Here is a 16,135-nt window from a genome sequence, read left to right as displayed (position 1 = left end):
CCGGCAGAGGGAAACCCGTTCGCTTGTCCTGCGTGTAAACCATCGATCACCGGTCCTTTGCGACCTTTTGTGAGGTTTATCATGCGCATCACTTCCCAGCTCATTTGCCAGGCCGCCGACCAACTCAAAGGCTTCGTCGGCCTCAATCGCAAGACCGGCCAATACATCGTTCGTTTCAGCGAAGACTCGTTCGGCATGGACGTGGCTGATGACGGCATCATCCCCTCCAGTGAATTCGTCTGGGCGCTCGGCCCCGAACAGACCATGACGCTCAAGCGCGAACTGATCCAGTTGTTGCTGGACCAGAACATCGACGACCGGATCAACATCACCGAACCGTTGCGGGTGTATATGGATCGGCGGGAAGTGCCGCAGATTACGGCGGTGAGGAGTTTGGTGCGGGGGTGAATATTGCGATGACTTGGCTGGCCCTATCGCGAGCAGGCTCGCTCCCACATTGATTAGGTGTCGATCACAAAACCAATGTGGGAGCGAGCCTGCTCGCGATGGCGGCCTAAAGAACACCGCAACTGTTACTGCTCAAACAAATACGCCCGCTCAACCCTGCACACCCGCGTATGACACGCCGAATACCAAGTCGATCGCCCGCGTTCGCGAATTGGGCTGTGCTCGGGATGGTGTTTCCAGGCCAGGATCGCCGCTTCACTGGCCCAGTAGGACACCGTAATCCCAAGCCCATCCGCACCCCGGGCCGATTCCACGCCAACGAAGCCGGGTTGCTCCCGGGCCAGTTCCACCATGCGTTCGGCGGCCTGTTCATAACCGAGATCGCCGTCGGTGCGCAGCGAGGTGAAAATCACTGCGTAGTAAGGCGTTGCAGGTGTCTGGGCGATCATGATTGTTGCCTCGCGCAGGCCTCGATCAACGCGCGAACCAACGGCGGCAGATTGCCTTTGAGCGCGGCGCGTTCCGGTTGGAACAACGTCGCGACGAAGAACGGATGATCTTTTAGCTCCACCGCCCGCAGATCCCCCATCGAATCGTGGCCAACCGCGTGCAACTGTTGTTTCAGTAGCTCCCGTTCAAACTCAGGATTCACACCATAACGGCAGTGATATCCCTCGCGAATCTCAGCCCTTTCGTACGCCTTGGCGATCAACGAGCCTTCAACCAAATGAATGCTGTCGACGGCATCCACCAGCGAACACGTCAGCGGCGTCAGCAACGCCCGCCTCGCGTCGGGCGAGGTCTCGCCGTGTTCGGCATCGCTCCAGCCCAGAACGTTACGGGCGAATTCGAGCGCCGCGTGCTGAAAACCGCCGCAAGTGCCGAGGAAAGGTCGCTGCTGCTCGCGGGCAAAACGGATCGCCCGTAACGCACCGTCCATGTCGCGATAAGGGCTGGCGGGCACGCACCAGAAACCATCGAAGTCATTCAGTGGCGTATCGGCGTCGATGCTGTCGGTGGCCAACCATTGAAACTGTATGTTCTTGCCTGAGTGTTCGGCGGCCATGCCGAGGGCGACGGGAATGGCTTGGTGGGCGGTGACCTGAGGGTCGTAATCGCCGATCAGGGCGATGCGGATGGCGTTGGTTTCCATGAGTGATCTCGACGCTTGTTGATTTCTGGCACCCACTATAGATTGGCGTTCACGCAATCAATATTGGCGTTATCCCAAGTGATCAATGCACCGACGCACTATCGACTGGACTACCCGGATCTGTCCCTGATCCTCGCCCTGGTGCGCGGCGGCTCTCTGGCCCGGGCGTCGGCGTTGTTGAAAGTCGATGTCTCGACGGTGTTTCGCGCCGTCCGCCGACTGGAAGCCGCGTTGGGCCAGCAACTGTTCGAAAAGAGTCGCGCCGGTTACCTGCCGACCACGCTGGCGCAGAGCCTGGCCGAGCAGGCTGAGCGCGCCGAACAAGCGCTGGAGGCGGCGCGCATTGGCGTGGAGCAGGGCGGTGAAGTCATCAGCGGTACCGTGCGCCTGACCTGCACCGATTCGGTCCTGCAAAGTTTGTTGTTGCCGGCACTGGCGCGGTTCATGCCGTCTTACCCGGCGTTGACCATTGAACTGTGCACCTCCAACGACTTCGCCAACCTCAGCCGCCGCGACGCCGATATCGCCTTGCGGTTGACCCGCACACCGCCTGAGCATTTGGTGGGTCGGAGGTTGGCGGATATTTCCTACCGGGTCTGTGCCAGCGCAGCCTATCTGCAATCGGTGGATTCCCACGACCTGGCTGCATTGACCTGGATCGCTCCGGACGACTTCCTGCCCGATCACCCCACCGTCGCCTGGCGACGTCAACAATTGCCTGGCGTGACACCAAGCTATCGCTGCAACGGCATGTTGTCGGTGACCGAGTTGGTGCGGGCCGGGCTGGGTGTCGCGGCGTTGCCGGACTTCCTCATCGGTGACGGACTGCAACCGTTGACCGAGCCCTTGCACGGTTACGACACCGCACTGTGGTTACTCACTCGCCCAGACTGCCGCGCATTGCGCTCGGTGGTGACGTTGTTCGATGAGTTGGGGCGGGCGCTTAAGTGGCCTTGAGTCGGATCACGCCTTCGGCGGCTCTTTGCCTACGAAGTGCTGATGCATTTCCGACGTCAGGCTTTCGATACGCTCGGTCAGGGTCTTGGTGATTTCGGTGAGCCGGGTGTTTTGCTCCAGCAGCTCCAACAGTTGCGCGGTGTGTCGCGCGGCTTGGGCCTGACGATCGCTGTTGGCCACGGCCAAGGCTTCACGATGTCGCGCATCGGCGTCTGACTGGGCTTTGTCTCGCGCCGCCTGGCGCGTCTGGGCCAGCAGAATCAGCGGTGCGGCATAGGCCGCTTGCAGGCTGAACGCCAGGTTAAGCAGGATGAACGGGTACAGATCAAAATCGGTCACGCCGGACAGGTTCAGGAAAATCCAGACCACCACAATCAGGGTCTGGGCGCCGAGAAAAGTCGGCGTGCCGAAGAATCGCGCAAAGGCCTCGGCGCGCAGGGCAAAACGGTCGGTACCGAAAGTAGGTGCCAGGTGAGCGTGAGGGCGATGGAAGCGCAGGTGATCGACGGGGCCGGTGAGTTCGGTTTCGGTTTCGCGGGTCGGGGTGCTCATGGTGCTCTCTGCATGGCGCTGGGACTGAGGCTCACTATAGCTCCCGCACCAGTTTCATTCTGAAACACATTTCGGTGTTTCTACTCAGAGCGACCGATCGGCGATAAAGCCCCGGATATTGTCATTTTTTGCAGCTCGATTCAGAGCTCATAACAGGCCAGGAACATGTCCAGCGCCGACTCCACAACGGTGTGCTGCATCTCGGGCGACAAGCCTGGCTGGCCCATGGATATCTGAGGCCAGAACGCAAACGACTTGAGCAATCCCTGAACCTGTTGCGCGGCGAACTCGGGTGCGACCGGTTTCAACAGGCCATCGGCCTGGGCCGCGCGAATCCACACGGTCAGGCCTTCTTCGCGCTCACCCATACGGGCGACCATGTCCTGCGCGCGCTCGGGAGAATGGATGGTGGCGGCGATCGCCACCCGCGCCAGGTCGAGAAAGTTGTCATCGGCCAGCATCTGCAGTTTTGCCTGCAACATCAGGCGCAACTGATCGCGCAGGGGCAAGTCAGGGCGGTAGGCCGCTTCCTGTTCAGCCGTTACCCGCACCCACAATTGATTGAGGATTTCGGCGAACAACTCTTCCTTGCTCGGGAAGTGGTTGTACACGGTGCGCTTCGACACGCCAGCGGTGGCGGCGATCTTGTCCATGCTGGTGATGTCGAAACCGTTGGCACGGAATTCGGCAATCGCCGCCTGGATGATGGCTTCGCGTTTACGGTCAGTAAGGCGCTGTGGAGCTGTCATAAATACGCTTTGGCAGGAAGAAGTGGAGAACTACACTTGGTAGTTTACTTGCGATCAGCTTTGATGCAACCTTGAAACTACACTGTGCAGTGTAATGTTTTGTTAATCCTGCGCAGCGACAAAAGAATCTCCGGCTGATGCGTGCGTGCCTTGGCCATTTATCGTCCCAAGCGGAAAATCGTCAATCGTGCGGTTTTTCTGGAGTCATTCAGTCATGGCCACTTCAACTTCTCCAGCGGATAACGCCTCAACGCCGGAAGCTTCACGACAGGCTCAAGGGCAGTACCGAAACCATGTGCCGGTGCAGCGCGAAGGCTTTCGCAAAACCGTGCGCATCATTTGGAACATGATCTTCCACAAACCACGGGACACCCGGCCGTCCACTCCCGTCCCGGTGCAAACACTGACCCAGGCTGCGTTGATCGCCGCGCCCAACCACAGTGTCTATCGCCTCGGCCATTCTACGGTTCTGCTGAAACTGCGAGACAAATTCTGGATCACCGACCCGGTCTTCGCCGAGCGCGCCTCTCCGGTGCAATGGGCCGGCCCGAAGCGTTTCCACCAACCGCCGATCAGCCTCGAAGACTTGCCGCCGATTGAAGCGGTGATCCTGTCCCACGATCACTACGACCACCTCGATTATCAGGCCGTCCTCAAGCTGGCGGACAAGACCCGATTCTTCCTCACACCGCTGGGTGTGGGCGACACCCTGATCAAATGGGGTATCAATGCCAGCAAAGTGCGCCAACTGGATTGGTGGCAGGGCACCGAGGTCGATGGCGTTCAATTCGTCGCCACACCTTCGCAGCACTTTTCCGGTCGGGGCCTGTTCGACGGCAACAGCACCCTTTGGGCGTCGTGGGTGATGATCGACGGCGACACGCGGATCTTCTTCAGTGGCGACAGCGGCTACTTCGACGGCTTCAAACGCATCGGCGAACAGTACGGTCCGTTCGACCTCACGCTCATGGAAACCGGTGCCTACAACGTCGAGTGGCCGCACGTTCACATGCAGCCCGAGCAAACCCTGCAAGCGCACATAGACCTTAATGGGCGCTGGTTGCTGCCAATCCACAACGGCACCTTCGACCTGTCAATGCACGCCTGGTACGAACCCTTCGACCGCATTTTAGCGTTGGCCTGGGAGCGGAACGTGTCGATCACTACGCCGCAAATGGGCGAAGCGTTCAACGTGATGTATCCGCAACGAGGTAGCGCGTGGTGGCAGGGGGTGGAAAGTGTAAGCGATCAGGTGACGGCTCAGAACGCTTGATGTTGTGCTGCCGGGCCGCTTGCTGTGGAAGCGGCCCGTACTGACATCTCACTCAACCATCGCATAATCCGCCCGCCCCACCGGATCCGGCGTCGACCCTTTCACATTCATCCCTCTGCCCGGCGCAAACCCCGGGAAGAACACCAGACCTTGCGACTCAAACCGATACGCCAACGCCAGCCGGGTGACATCCAGCACATCGCGTTCAGCCTCGAAACGTTGAATCGCGTCAACGGAAACCCCGGATTCCTCGGATAACTCTTCAACACTCCAGCCCAGCATCGCTCGGGCCTGGGCGCAGTGGGCGGGGGTGAACTGAAAGAGGGCGATACGTTCCAGGGTGATTTTCATCGCAAGAGTGGCCATGGTGTTCTCCGGGCTCGAGAGTGCTGATTTAAAATATACTGTGTTTTTGTACAGTTGTTTTGAGTCCGGATCAACCTCATTTTTTTGATTGATTCTATTTTTTCGCTCAGGCAGGAGCGTGGGACCGACTACGCTATTTCTATGCGGGCTCCTGAACGCTCAATGGGCTTTCAACTCCCGTCAGCAGCAATGATTGAACGTCAGCTTTCTGATTTTCAATACAAGGAAAGTGGCGTTTATGACGCAGTGCGTCACAGTGTTATGCAGGGAAGGGAATCATGAAAAGACTACGTCTGCTATGTGCCCTGATTGGTTTTACAAGTCTGCCCGTCGTGGCTGATATGGCATCGTTAAGTAAAGAGGCCTTTGTCAGCAACCTGATAAATCAGATGACCCTGGAGGAAAAAATCGGCCAACTGCGGCTGATCGCTATTGATGAAAAGATGACGCCCGAAAAGATACGCGAAGAGATCGCCGCCGGGCGAATCGGTGGTACCTACGGCTCTGTGAGCCGCTACGTAAACCGACCCATGCAGGACGCGGCTCAACAAAGCCGCCTGAAAATACCGATGTTTTTCGGCTGGGACGTGATACACGGCCATCGAACCATTTTTCCCATTGGCCTGGCGTTAGCCTCTAGCTGGGATATTGGCGCTATCGAGTTGAGCGGTCGAACAGCAGCGAAAGAAGCCAGTGCCGACGGTATCGATTTGACCTTCGCCCCGATGATAGATATCGCCCGGGATCCTCGCTGGGGGCGTACCTCCGAAGGCTTCGGCGAAGACACCTATCTGGTTTCGCGCATTGCCAAAGCGATGGTTCAGGCCTACCAGGGCGCAAGCCCGAATGCACCCGACAGCATCATGGCCAGCGCCAAACACTTTGCGTTGTATGGGGCTGTCGAGGGTGGACGCGACTACAACAGCGTCGACATGGGCCTGGCCAGGATGTATCAGGACTACCTGCCACCTTATCGTTCGGCGATTGAAGGTGGCGCGGGGGCGATGATGGTGGCGCTTAACTCGATAAATGGCGTGCCAGCCGCTTCCAATGCCTGGTTGATGCAAGACCTGCTTCGCAAGGCATGGGGTTTCAAGGGCCTGATCATCAGCGATCATAACGGGATAAACGATCTGGTCCAGCATGGTGTTGCGAAGAATCCCCGCGACGCGGCCAGGCTCGCGATCAAGGCCGGCGTTGATATGAGCATGAACGATTTCTCCTATGGTCCGGAGCTACAGGGGCTGCTTGAGTCTGGCGCTATTTCCCAGAGCAATATTGATAACGCGGTGCGGGAAGTGCTGGGTGCCAAGTACGACATGGGGCTGTTCGAAGACCCTTACCGGCGCATCGGCATTGCCAGTGAAGACCCCGCTGATAACAACGCCGAAAACCGTCTGCACAGAGCGCAGGCCCGTGAGGTGGCACGCAAGACATTGGTGCTGCTGAAGAATGAAAACGGGCTCTTGCCGCTAAAAAAAGAGGGCGTGATCGCACTCATAGGCCCATTGGCAAAAAGTACCGTCGACATCATGGGCAGTTGGTCTGCAAGCGGCGTGGCCGCGCAATCGGTGACGATCTACGACGGGCTGAAAAACGCGATGAACCAGGGCTCGCTGATCTATGCCCGAGGCGCCAATCTCGAGGAGGATCAGGAGGTCGTTAAATACCTGGAATACCAGGGCGTGTCCGAAATCGCGAACGACCCTCGTCCGGCAGCAGAAATGATTGATGAAGCGGTCAAGGCTGCGCAGCAAGCCGATGTTGTGATTGCCGTGGTGGGCGAGCCCCGCAGCATGTCTCATGAAGCGGCCAGTCGAACCAGTCTTGATCTGCCTGGGCGCCAGAGTGAATTGATCACCGCCCTGAAAGGCACCGGCAAGCCGCTGGTACTGGTATTGATGAACGGCCGGCCACTGTCCATCGGCAAGGAGCAGAAACAGGCCGACGCGATTCTGGAAACCTGGTACAGCGGCTCCGAGGGAGGCAACGCCGTTGCCGATGTGTTGTTTGGGGACTACAACCCCTCCGGCAAATTACCCATCACCTTTCCACGCTCCGTGGGGCAGATCCCCAATTACTACAGCCACTTGAACACCGGTCGTCCCTACATAGCGGGTGCGCTTCGCAACTACACCTCTCAATATTTCGATCAATCCTATGGTCCGCTTTATCCCTTCGGCTATGGGCTGAGTTATACCGATTTCAGCCTGACCGACATGGCCCTGTCTTCGACCACACTGAACAAGACCGACAATCTCGTCGCCAGCGTCATGGTGAAGAATATCGGCCAGCGCGATGGCGAAACGGTGGTTCAGCTGTATATCCGCGATGTCGTTGGCTCCGTCAGCCGTCCGGTCAAAGAACTGAAGAACTTTCAAAAAATCATGCTCAAGGCCGGAGAGGAGAAAGCAGTCCATTTCAGCATTGATGAGAACGACTTGAAGTTCTTCAACACCCAGCTGGAATACGTCGCAGAGCCGGGCGAGTTCCGGGTGCAAATCGGTCTGGATTCCCAGGATGTGAAGGAGCAGAGTTTTGAGTTGCTGTCAGAACAAGGCAGTGGCTAAGACCAGTCAGTTAACGTAGATCTTTGGTCAGGCGGGCATTTGTGGCGAGGGGCAAGCGCTAATGCCTGTCAGTTAAGGTGCGCAACTTGTGGGAGCGAGCCTGCTCGCGATGACGGCGGTACGTTCAGCATCAATGTTGGCTGACCCACCGCTATCGCGAGCAGGCTCGCTCTCACATGGATTGCGCTTGACCGGCTGATATTGACGGCTGTGCCCTCTCTATTTCGCCCCCTCCAACCAAACGGACGGCGCCTGCCCCAGCACCCGACGAAACATCGTCGAGAATGCCGCCGGGCTGTCATAACCAAAATCCAGCGCAATCCGCGTCACCGGCGTGCCCATCGCCAGCCGCGCCAAGGCCAGTACCACGCAAGCCCGCTGCCGCCATTGGCTGAAACTCAGACCGGTCTGTTGGCGGAACAAACGATTGAAAGTACGCAAACTGATATGCAACTGATCAGCCCATTGCTGCGGCGATTGATGAGCGTTCGGATGCTGGAGAAACGTCTGACACAACCCAAGCAGCCGCGAATCCATAGGCAACGGAATGTGCAACGGCAAGTGAGCACTACGGGCCAATTCATGCAGCAGTAAGTCGATCAGCGCACCGTCGCGCCCGGCCTCGTCGTACTCCAGCGCAATCTCCACCGCCTCCATCAGCAAATGCCGCATCAATGGCGAAACACTGATCACCTGACAGCGGTTGCCCAGATCGACCGCCCCCGGCTCGATGTACAAACTGCGCGTGCTCACCCCCAGCATCAACACCTCATGCGCCACCCCCGGCGGAATCCATACCGCCCGCTGCGGCGGCACCACCCAATTGCCGTCGTGCGTGCTCACCTGCATCACCCCCGTGGCGCCGTACAACAACTGCGCCCGCCGGTGGGTATGGCGCGGCAACAGACGACCGTCGGGGTAATCCGTGCCGATGGCCACCACCAACCGTGGTGTAGCGTCCAGCAGATCAATCGAAACATTGCGCATCGAGCGGCATCCAGCGGTTGGCGTAAATGCAAACATTATTGGCTGACTTGCTGAAGCAGGCCAAGCCCTAATACCAGTAAGTTAAGAGCAATCCATGTGGGAGCAGGCTTGCTCGCGAAGACGGCGGCACAGTCAACATTGATGTCGCCTGATACGCCGCTTTCGCGAGCAAGCCCGCTCCCACATGGATTGTTCTTTCACTCTCAGCCAACGGACGATGCGCGATGTTCTTCTACCTCTTGCTGGCACTCTTTGGCTGCATGACCGGCGTCACCGCCGTGCTGTTCGGCTTCGGCGGCGGATTCGTCGTCGTGCCCTTGTTGTACCGCATGCTCACGGCCAGTCACGGCGCCGACGATCCCATCAATCAGTCGGCGATGCACATCGCCGTGGCCACCTCGATCTGCGTGATGATCGTCAACGCTCTGATCGCCACCGCAAAACATCACCGCGCCGGTAATCTCATTCGCCATTACGTGTGGCCGTTGGGCGGATTCATCGGCCTGGGCGCTATCGTCGGAGCCGTTGCCGCGATGTGGGCAAGTGGCGAACTGATCCGTTTTGCCTTCATCGCCTACCTCGGAGTGACCATTCTGGACTGCTTGTTCCGACGCGGTTTTCTCATACAGTCTGACGCCGTAATCCCACGGCGATTGGGCAGGGCAGAAGTGTCGGGCGGCGGTGTAGGCATCGGCACCATCGCCACGTTTCTTGGCGTGGGCGGCAGCGTCATGACCGTGCCGTTGCTGCGGCGTTGTGGGCTGAGCATGTCTAAGGCAACGTCGATGGCCAATCCGTTGAGTTTGCCGGTTGCAGTGGCCGGGACGCTGACTTACATGGCGATGGCGGGATTTACCGAGTTTGATCTGGGGCCGTGGTTTGTCGGTTATGTGGATGTGCTGGCGTTTGCGGTGCTGACGGCTGGGTCGCTGGTGGGGATTCGGCTGGCGACGCCGTGGATCGGGCGGATACCGGATCGGGTGCATGCGCGGGTTTATATTGGTTTGCTGGTTTTGGTGATGCTGAGTATGGCGATGAAGTGAAGTGCGCAATGAGGCTCGATTCCCTCCTGCAACCTCGCCATAATCCGTCCTCGTTCAACCTGCGCCGCCTTCAACCTGCCCGGCGCTGCTTCCGACTCATTCAGGGATCGATTCATGCTCAAAGGATTGTTACGTCTGGCACCAGTCGCCGCGTTGTTATTCATGTTGTGTTCCACGGCTCATGCCGAGGATGGGAGACGAGTGTTCACCGGTACGTTGGGCAAGATGCCGATCGTGCTGGAAATGAACCTCTTTCAGCCTGACGAAGTCACCGGCCGCTACTTCTATGAGAGATACCATCGCGACCTGGAACTGAGCGGCTCGCTGCAAGAAAAGACCCTGACGCTAGTCGAAGGCAACAACCGCTACGGCGACGAAAAACCCCTGCCGACCCTGACGCTGCAAGAAACGGCCAACGGCTGGCAGGGCGAATGGAAAAGCCCCAAGGGCAAAATCCTGCAAATGCAGTTGACCGAGGCCAAGCTCCCGGCACCGGCGGCGGACGCCTTGCCCTTCATCGCCGCGCTGCCGAAAAGCGATCCTTATGAATATCTTCGCCTGCAAGGCTTGAAGCTCAAACCGGGCAAGAAAGAGTCCTTCATGGGTTACGACCTGCAATGGTGGACCCAGCCCGAGTCCACTCTCTCCATGTTCAGCATCGAGTCCGGCTACCCCAAAGCCGACCAGCAGCGGGTCAATCAGCAATTGTTGGAGCGGCTCTGGAGCGAAGTCATCAGCTATCACGGTTGTTTGCTGCAAGGCGGGGAATTTGCCGAGTTCGATCAAGGTGTCGCGCCCCAATTCCTATCGCCCGATGTGGTCAGCCTGAACATCTCCACCGGCTACAGCTGCGGCGGCGCTCACCCGGATTTTGGCAATTCGCCGATCAACCTCGACGTCCACACCGGTCATAGCCTGTCGCTGGAAGACGTGTTGTGGGTTGGCAAAGGCAAGCCGCTGCTGCACGCCGATCGCAACAGTGCGGGCGACACATCCTTGACCGAGGAAGAGAACAACGCGCGATTCACCTATCAGCGCGAAGAGTTCGTACCGTGGCTGATCAAGCAATTCACCACGCTCTACCCCGGCGAAATGCAGAAACCGACGGACGAGAACGACTGCGACTACACCGACGAAAGCGTTTGGGGTTATTCCAACTGGTACTTCACCGCAAAAGGCCTGTACCTGGGACCGTACTTCGCCCGCGTGCAACGCAATTGCGATGATCCGGGCTGGTCAGTGTTGCCGTACGCCGTGGTCAAGCAACATCCCGGCGCGGTCAAACTCGAACTGCCCAAGGACTAATCCCTAGCCTGCCGCCAACCCCGGCGCTTCACGAATAATGAAGTGATCCAGGTTCTCGATATTGGCACTGAACACCCCGAACGTTTGCTCGGGGTTTTTCTTGCTCGGCACCTGCTTCAACTCCGGCGTCACCCCATAAAAGAAGCAATACAACTGCGCCTCACTGTCGATGGCGTGCTTGATCTCTTCCAGAAACGCTTTGCGCTTGCGGTAGTTGTCGATCAGCTTCTTGCTCAGGTAAACATTCACCGAATAAGGCTTCTTCTTCGCCTCGTCCGGTTGCTTGAACCAGACCTTCTGTTCGAAATCGATGCGAAAGCTCTGGGTGTAATCCTTGATCTCCTTGATCTTGCCCCAGTAAATCAGCCCCTTGTTGTCCTGCAGGTATTCGATCCTCTTGAAGAACGACCCATAAGGCGCCGTGTGCTCGCCAATCTTCAACGGCATGCGCTTGAGCAGCTCCTTGTCCTCGAAGTTCGACACAAAACACTCAACCGGGTGGGCGAAGACACTGGTCTTGTCCGGCGCCGACTCCCGGCTCGGATGCTCGACGTTACTGGCTGCTGAAGGCACTCGCGGCTCATCGCGCACAACATCCGCCGCCACCGCCGGGTTGGACGGCTTACGCACATACTCACGCCGAGTCAGCAACAACTCCGACGGAAAATGCTCCTCCCGACCGTTATCCGATTCCGCACCATCCGCCTCCAACCCTGAGGCCGGCGTCTTCAGGCTGACATAAGGACAACCCTCGACATGCCGCGTGCTGGGTATGTTCTTGAAGTGCGGCGTGCGTACGTAATTCACATTTTTGGCGTTGAACGTCCCCAACACGTTGGTCGCATCAAACGCCGAACGGCAGGCATCGTTGGGGCATTGGAAGTGTTCCTTGGCGGAATCGAACTCCATCGTCTCGTCGAAATTCAAATCGCGCACGTCATAGATCGACAGCTTGTCGTCGAGGCTGAGGCAGTAGGCGAGGTCGAATTTCATGGAGGGCTCGGGTCCTTGAGTGGGGAAGGGTATTAATAGCGGGAGGCGGGGCGGGTTGCACTGACTGTTTTCGACGCGGTGCAAAATCTGTGCGAGCCTGCTCGCGATTCCCATAACCAACGCAGCCACCAAGCCCGATGTAGTCGGCATTACAATGCCGATTATGAGTTGGGTTTCCTAGGTAATCAGAATTATATTGCTGAAAAAGAAGGGTTGAGCCACAGTGGTCGGCATCATAGTTCCGATTGTATGGCGCACCATGTTAGGAAAACTCACGATCCAGACTTTCATTGAAGGCCATTGGCGCGATGCAATGACGCTTTCTGTGTCGAACGTTCAGAAGGTTGATGAGTCGCGATGCAGCGCATCTTACGACCAGCATTACTTGGTCGATTTCATCGATAAACTAGAGACGCCGTTCGAGCCCGCCATCAGCGTGAACCTTCCGCTGAGCTGGAACCCTGTCGATAGCAAAGGCTATCCCCCATTTATCTACGACATCATACCGGCCGGCGCTGCTCGTAAATCGTTGCAGAAGCGATTCGGTGGGGAAAAGCCTGATGGCATGGACATGAGCTTTTTCCTCCTGAGTCGCTGCACGCCCTCGCCCATTGGGCACTTGCGCGTGAAGGAGTCTTTCGAGCATATCGATCAGACTCGCAAGGAGGCCTTTGCGCGCAAAGAAGTCGTAGACAGAACAAATGACTTCCTCGAATACGCCTATGAATCTGGCGCTGCGCTAGGCGGTGCTACGGGCGCTCAGGGGGAAGCTCCAAAGCTGATTATGGTTGAGGATGAGGATGGAGCGCTTCATGCCGATGCGATGCTTTCTGACGAGCTTGCGCGTCGCCATTGGTTGGTGAAGTTTGCTCGCAACCAAGCTACTGAGCGCGACAAGAACATCCTGCGGGCCGAGTACCACTACTACAAAGCGATATCCCAGCTCGGTTTGAACACGATATCCACAGATGAACTGGTGCTTGAGGAAGCCGCTAAGCCAAGTCTGTGGATGCCGCGCTTTGATCGGCGAGTCGCCAGCGGCGTGGTGGAGAGGATTCCGGTCGAGTCGATTTATTCAGTGTGTGGGAACACCGAGCCTGGTTCGAGGATGAATCATGAGGATGTGCTCAGCCGCCTGATCCACCTGTGGCGTACGAATGGGCAGGAGGGAGAGCTTGAGGAACTGGTATTTGAATACCTGCGCCGTGACCTGCTGAACCGTATCCTGGGGAATTCGGATAACCATGGGCGCAACACGGCCATTTTCAGGTATCGGGGCAAATTCGAGCTGGCGCCGATATACGACCTTGCACCGATGGTGCTCGATCCGGAGGGCGTTACTCGAGTCACCAAGTGGAAGCCCGAGCATATGGGAAGTCCTGACTGGAGAACGATCTGCGGATACTTCCAGGACGTGGTGAGCCCTGACGTGCTCTTCGAGCGTCTGCTCGAAGCAGCTGAGACATTTAGAGCTTTGCCGGATCTGCTGGTCGATCTTCCAGAGGAAGTGAGGCGCGCCCAGTCTATTCCAATGAACAATTTGGATCAGCGCCTGGTTGAATGGGGGCTGCGATGAAAGAGAACACCAACGAACGGCGCAGGGAACTCATTGACGACATCGTCATGCAGCATGTGACGGGGATCGAAACCTTGGGAACCGCTATTCGCCGGCTACGGCTTGAGGTGACCGGTCTGGATCAGGAAACCTTTGCTGCCATGTGCAACATGTCGACCAAGGCCCTGTACCAGATCGAGAAGGACAAGGGTAATCCGACCATTAGCACCATCGACTCAATCTTGAGGAAATTCGGGTTGCGCCTGGGGCTGACCATGGCTGCCACAACCCTTTACACGCCGCCGCTTGGGCAGCAAAAGCCGGTTTCCAAAGCGCCCGTTCGCGGCGCCAATCCTAAACGCAAGTCCGCAGGACAGCTTAATAGAGTGGCTACGTTGCGAGCCACAACGAAGACCAAGGATGGCGATAAGGGGGCGGCCGAATGAGTGATGGCGCAAAATCCGCAGGGTAGAAACTTGAGACGCCAGACGCTCAGCTCGACAAAACCATCGATGATGTCCTGGGGGGGCTAAAACCGGCAAGCGCGGCAGGTCTGGCATAACGAGTTGTTCGCTTGGCGACTGCTGCGCAGCCGAACGGGAGCAAGCTTCCTCGCCACGGACAGCGTTCAATCTGGTTACTCGGGAATTAGCCGCGCGACCTGCTTATAAAGTAACGCTGTGAGCTCAGTTTTTTTGTCGGAATGGTGGCAGCTCCGATGACAGTTCGGGCACAACGCTACAGCGTTGGTGATGCGGTCCGAACCTTTTTCGGCAAGTGGCTTTACGTGGTGAACTTCCAGAAAAGGCAAACCAAGTTTTTGAAACGGAGCTGGCTCACCACAACCTTCGCAACGACCTTCGGCGTCATTTCGAACCCAGGCTCTGACTTCTGGATCACGAACATATGCCGTGCTTGAGCTTGGTGCTCGCTTCGGTTTCAGAATGCCCTCCGGCGGTTCCTTTCTCTTTTGCTTCTGAAGCGCAGCCGCGCGGCGTTCTAGCGTTTCTTCATCGGCTGTCGGAGCGGTGGGGTCACCAGGCTGAATGCCTCTTTCAGTTAGCGCTGCTCGAATTAATCGCTCAACATTCGAACCAACGTTTTTGGCAGGCTTGTACCCCTTGATGAATTCCCTATCCATCTTCATCAGAACCGTAGAGATGTTCTGCATTCGGAATTCGACAGAGCCTTTGGTGCGGGTTGGTAAGGCCGTTTCGCGCAGAGCAAGATTCTGATCGGTCTTAACGAATTTCTGGCCGCTTAGCTCTAGGGCGAGCATCTTCAGATAGGCATCCACCGCCGCCTTAATCTCCGAAACGCTCCAGTCGCTGTCTTTCTTTTTTTCGCTCATACAATCGCCGAGGGTTGAAAACCCTCGGACGATACTGAGTGGCCATTACACCTGTCTACGAAAATTCCTACAGAAAAGACCGACGTATCGCTCAAGCGATCCTACAAAAACACCGTCGCTCTAACCCACCGAATGCTTCGAAGACTCAAACACCTCCACAACCTTCCGCCACCAAGGCTTAACCACCGGCACCCGCCGCCGCGTGCGATTGAGCAACAGATAAGGCATGTCCCGCAGCCGAATCCAGCCTTCATCCTGCCAATGCAACAGACTCAACGACATCTCCGGCCAATCCAACAAACTCAACATCGGCCGATCCGCTTTTTTCTCTTGCCCCGCATCGCGTAAAGCCGGTACCACCTGATGAGTCAACCACTCACGCAATAACCGATTCCCCGGAGCGTAGTGATACACCAACAATGCATATACACCGGATTCGCTGAGCATTAGCCTCTTCTCCGGTTGGCCGTGGTACTCAATCAACAGCGTATGCCGCTGATCTTCATCCAGCTTGCTGACCACACGATCATTCAGATGAAACCCCATTAAGCGACCAAAATCGCGGGCGCAGAACCATGGCTGGTTTTCCAGAAGGAGGGCGTGAAGGTAGATTTTTTGGCGGGTGAAAATGGTTGGAACGAAGGGGTCAGACATAATCGCTCTCCGAAACGGAGGGAGAACGGAGTGGATTTTTTGTAGGCATAACCATTACCTCTACGCATGAGTTTTGGAAGGCCAGAACCCGACGTAGAGGGACGTAAGAAATCCCAACAAGCAGCTTTCTTCAAACACAGAATTGCGCATGTCTTTGGGACTGCACTTGGTTCTGCGTGAGGACGTCAGCTTCTACGTTGGGCGTTTCTTAGGCACCTG

17 protein-coding genes are annotated in these 16,135 nt (G+C 57.2%); 8 read left to right on the top strand and 9 right to left on the bottom strand.

Translation table 11 applies throughout. From position 1 onward, the window contains the following. Positions 1 to 81 precede the first annotated feature (81 nt). A complete protein-coding gene (locus tag BK662_RS28880; RefSeq protein ID WP_123360360.1) occupies positions 82 to 408 on the top strand; it encodes a DUF2025 family protein in 327 nt (108 codons plus the stop codon). 125 nt (positions 409 to 533) lie between these two features. Here the strand turns inward: BK662_RS28880 and BK662_RS28875 are convergent, their stop codons facing one another. Together BK662_RS28875 and BK662_RS28870 are read right to left on the bottom strand one after the other, a co-directional pair. Continuing rightward, positions 534 to 857: an antibiotic biosynthesis monooxygenase family protein gene (locus BK662_RS28875; protein ID WP_123360359.1), complete on the bottom strand. Its 324-nt coding sequence runs from the start codon at positions 855 to 857 to the stop codon at positions 534 to 536. Beyond that, positions 854 to 1,561 carry a CTP synthase C-terminal region-related (seleno)protein gene (locus BK662_RS28870; RefSeq protein WP_123360358.1) on the bottom strand — a complete coding sequence of 236 codons (708 nt, stop codon included), beginning with the start codon at positions 1,559 to 1,561 and terminating at the stop codon, positions 854 to 856. Before BK662_RS28870 ends, BK662_RS28875 begins: the two co-directional genes overlap by 4 nt. Before the next feature lie 15 nt (positions 1,562 to 1,576). Here BK662_RS28870 and BK662_RS28865 point away from each other — a divergent pair, with 15 nt between their 5' ends. Next, complete coding sequence (locus BK662_RS28865; RefSeq protein WP_123360357.1) at positions 1,577 to 2,518, top strand: LysR family transcriptional regulator; 942 nt, start codon at positions 1,577 to 1,579, stop codon at positions 2,516 to 2,518. Positions 2,519 to 2,524: 6 nt separating this feature from the next. On the opposite strand, the gene BK662_RS28860 is transcribed toward BK662_RS28865, so the two are convergent. Together BK662_RS28860 and BK662_RS28855 are read right to left on the bottom strand one after the other, a co-directional pair. Continuing rightward, positions 2,525 to 3,070 (bottom strand): DUF1003 domain-containing protein, encoded by a 546-nt coding sequence (locus BK662_RS28860; RefSeq protein ID WP_123360356.1) that lies wholly within the window; start codon positions 3,068 to 3,070, stop codon positions 2,525 to 2,527. Between the two features lie 140 nt (positions 3,071 to 3,210). Beyond that, entirely contained in the window at positions 3,211 to 3,819 is a 609-nt protein-coding gene (locus BK662_RS28855) for a TetR/AcrR family transcriptional regulator (protein ID WP_123360355.1), read from the bottom strand. Positions 3,820 to 4,033: 214 nt separating this feature from the next. On the opposite strand from BK662_RS28855, the gene BK662_RS28850 reads away from it, so the two are divergent. Further along, entirely contained in the window at positions 4,034 to 5,092 is a 1,059-nt protein-coding gene (locus BK662_RS28850; RefSeq protein ID WP_123360354.1) for an MBL fold metallo-hydrolase, read from the top strand. 48 nt (positions 5,093 to 5,140) lie between these two features. Here BK662_RS28850 and BK662_RS28845 read toward each other — a convergent pair whose 3' ends face one another. Further along, on the bottom strand, positions 5,141 to 5,458 hold the full coding sequence (locus tag BK662_RS28845) for a helix-turn-helix domain-containing protein (RefSeq protein WP_007898784.1): 318 nt from the start codon (positions 5,456 to 5,458) through the stop codon (positions 5,141 to 5,143). A gap of 341 nt (positions 5,459 to 5,799) precedes the next feature. Between BK662_RS28845 and bglX the strand changes: the two genes are divergently transcribed. Further along, positions 5,800 to 8,028, top strand: a complete 2,229-nt coding sequence (gene bglX / locus BK662_RS28840; protein WP_375539017.1) for a beta-glucosidase BglX — start codon at positions 5,800 to 5,802, stop codon at positions 8,026 to 8,028. A 219-nt stretch (positions 8,029 to 8,247) separates the two neighbouring features. Here the strand turns inward: bglX and BK662_RS28835 are convergent, their stop codons facing one another. After that, on the bottom strand, positions 8,248 to 9,015 hold the full coding sequence (locus tag BK662_RS28835; RefSeq protein WP_123360352.1) for an AraC family transcriptional regulator: 768 nt from the start codon (positions 9,013 to 9,015) through the stop codon (positions 8,248 to 8,250). 224 nt (positions 9,016 to 9,239) lie between these two features. On the opposite strand from BK662_RS28835, the gene BK662_RS28830 reads away from it, so the two are divergent. Next, the gene (locus BK662_RS28830; RefSeq protein WP_123360351.1) at positions 9,240 to 10,058 is read left to right on the top strand and encodes a sulfite exporter TauE/SafE family protein; all 819 of its coding nucleotides are present in this window, start codon (positions 9,240 to 9,242) and stop codon (positions 10,056 to 10,058) included. Between the two features lie 114 nt (positions 10,059 to 10,172). Further along, positions 10,173 to 11,363, top strand: coding sequence for a hypothetical protein (locus BK662_RS28825; protein ID WP_123360350.1), 1,191 nt, complete (start codon positions 10,173 to 10,175; stop codon positions 11,361 to 11,363). Between the two features lie 3 nt (positions 11,364 to 11,366). Here the strand turns inward: BK662_RS28825 and BK662_RS28820 are convergent, their stop codons facing one another. Further along, entirely contained in the window at positions 11,367 to 12,356 is a 990-nt protein-coding gene (locus BK662_RS28820) for a hypothetical protein (RefSeq protein ID WP_123360349.1), read from the bottom strand. A 259-nt stretch (positions 12,357 to 12,615) separates the two neighbouring features. Here BK662_RS28820 and BK662_RS28815 point away from each other — a divergent pair, with 259 nt between their 5' ends. Both BK662_RS28815 and BK662_RS28810 read left to right on the top strand, forming a co-directional pair. Then, the gene (locus BK662_RS28815) at positions 12,616 to 13,932 is read left to right on the top strand and encodes a type II toxin-antitoxin system HipA family toxin (RefSeq protein WP_123360348.1); all 1,317 of its coding nucleotides are present in this window, start codon (positions 12,616 to 12,618) and stop codon (positions 13,930 to 13,932) included. Continuing rightward, positions 13,929 to 14,357: a helix-turn-helix domain-containing protein gene (locus BK662_RS28810; protein WP_259695966.1), complete on the top strand. Its 429-nt coding sequence runs from the start codon at positions 13,929 to 13,931 to the stop codon at positions 14,355 to 14,357. The genes BK662_RS28815 and BK662_RS28810 overlap by 4 nt, the downstream gene beginning before the upstream one ends. A gap of 191 nt (positions 14,358 to 14,548) precedes the next feature. On the opposite strand, the gene BK662_RS28805 is transcribed toward BK662_RS28810, so the two are convergent. After that, positions 14,549 to 15,262 (bottom strand): HNH endonuclease, encoded by a 714-nt coding sequence (locus tag BK662_RS28805; RefSeq protein WP_123360346.1) that lies wholly within the window; start codon positions 15,260 to 15,262, stop codon positions 14,549 to 14,551. Between the two features lie 120 nt (positions 15,263 to 15,382). After that, positions 15,383 to 15,916, bottom strand: coding sequence for a BRO-N domain-containing protein (locus BK662_RS28800; protein ID WP_123360345.1), 534 nt, complete (start codon positions 15,914 to 15,916; stop codon positions 15,383 to 15,385). Between the last annotated feature and the right edge of the window lie 219 nt (positions 15,917 to 16,135).

This window comes from Pseudomonas frederiksbergensis (assembly GCF_003732275.1).
In the GTDB taxonomy this organism is placed as follows: domain Bacteria; phylum Pseudomonadota; class Gammaproteobacteria; order Pseudomonadales; family Pseudomonadaceae; genus Aquipseudomonas; species Aquipseudomonas frederiksbergensis_H.
Note: the sequence above shows the minus strand (reverse complement) of the source record. Positions and strands in the feature narration are given on the sequence as shown.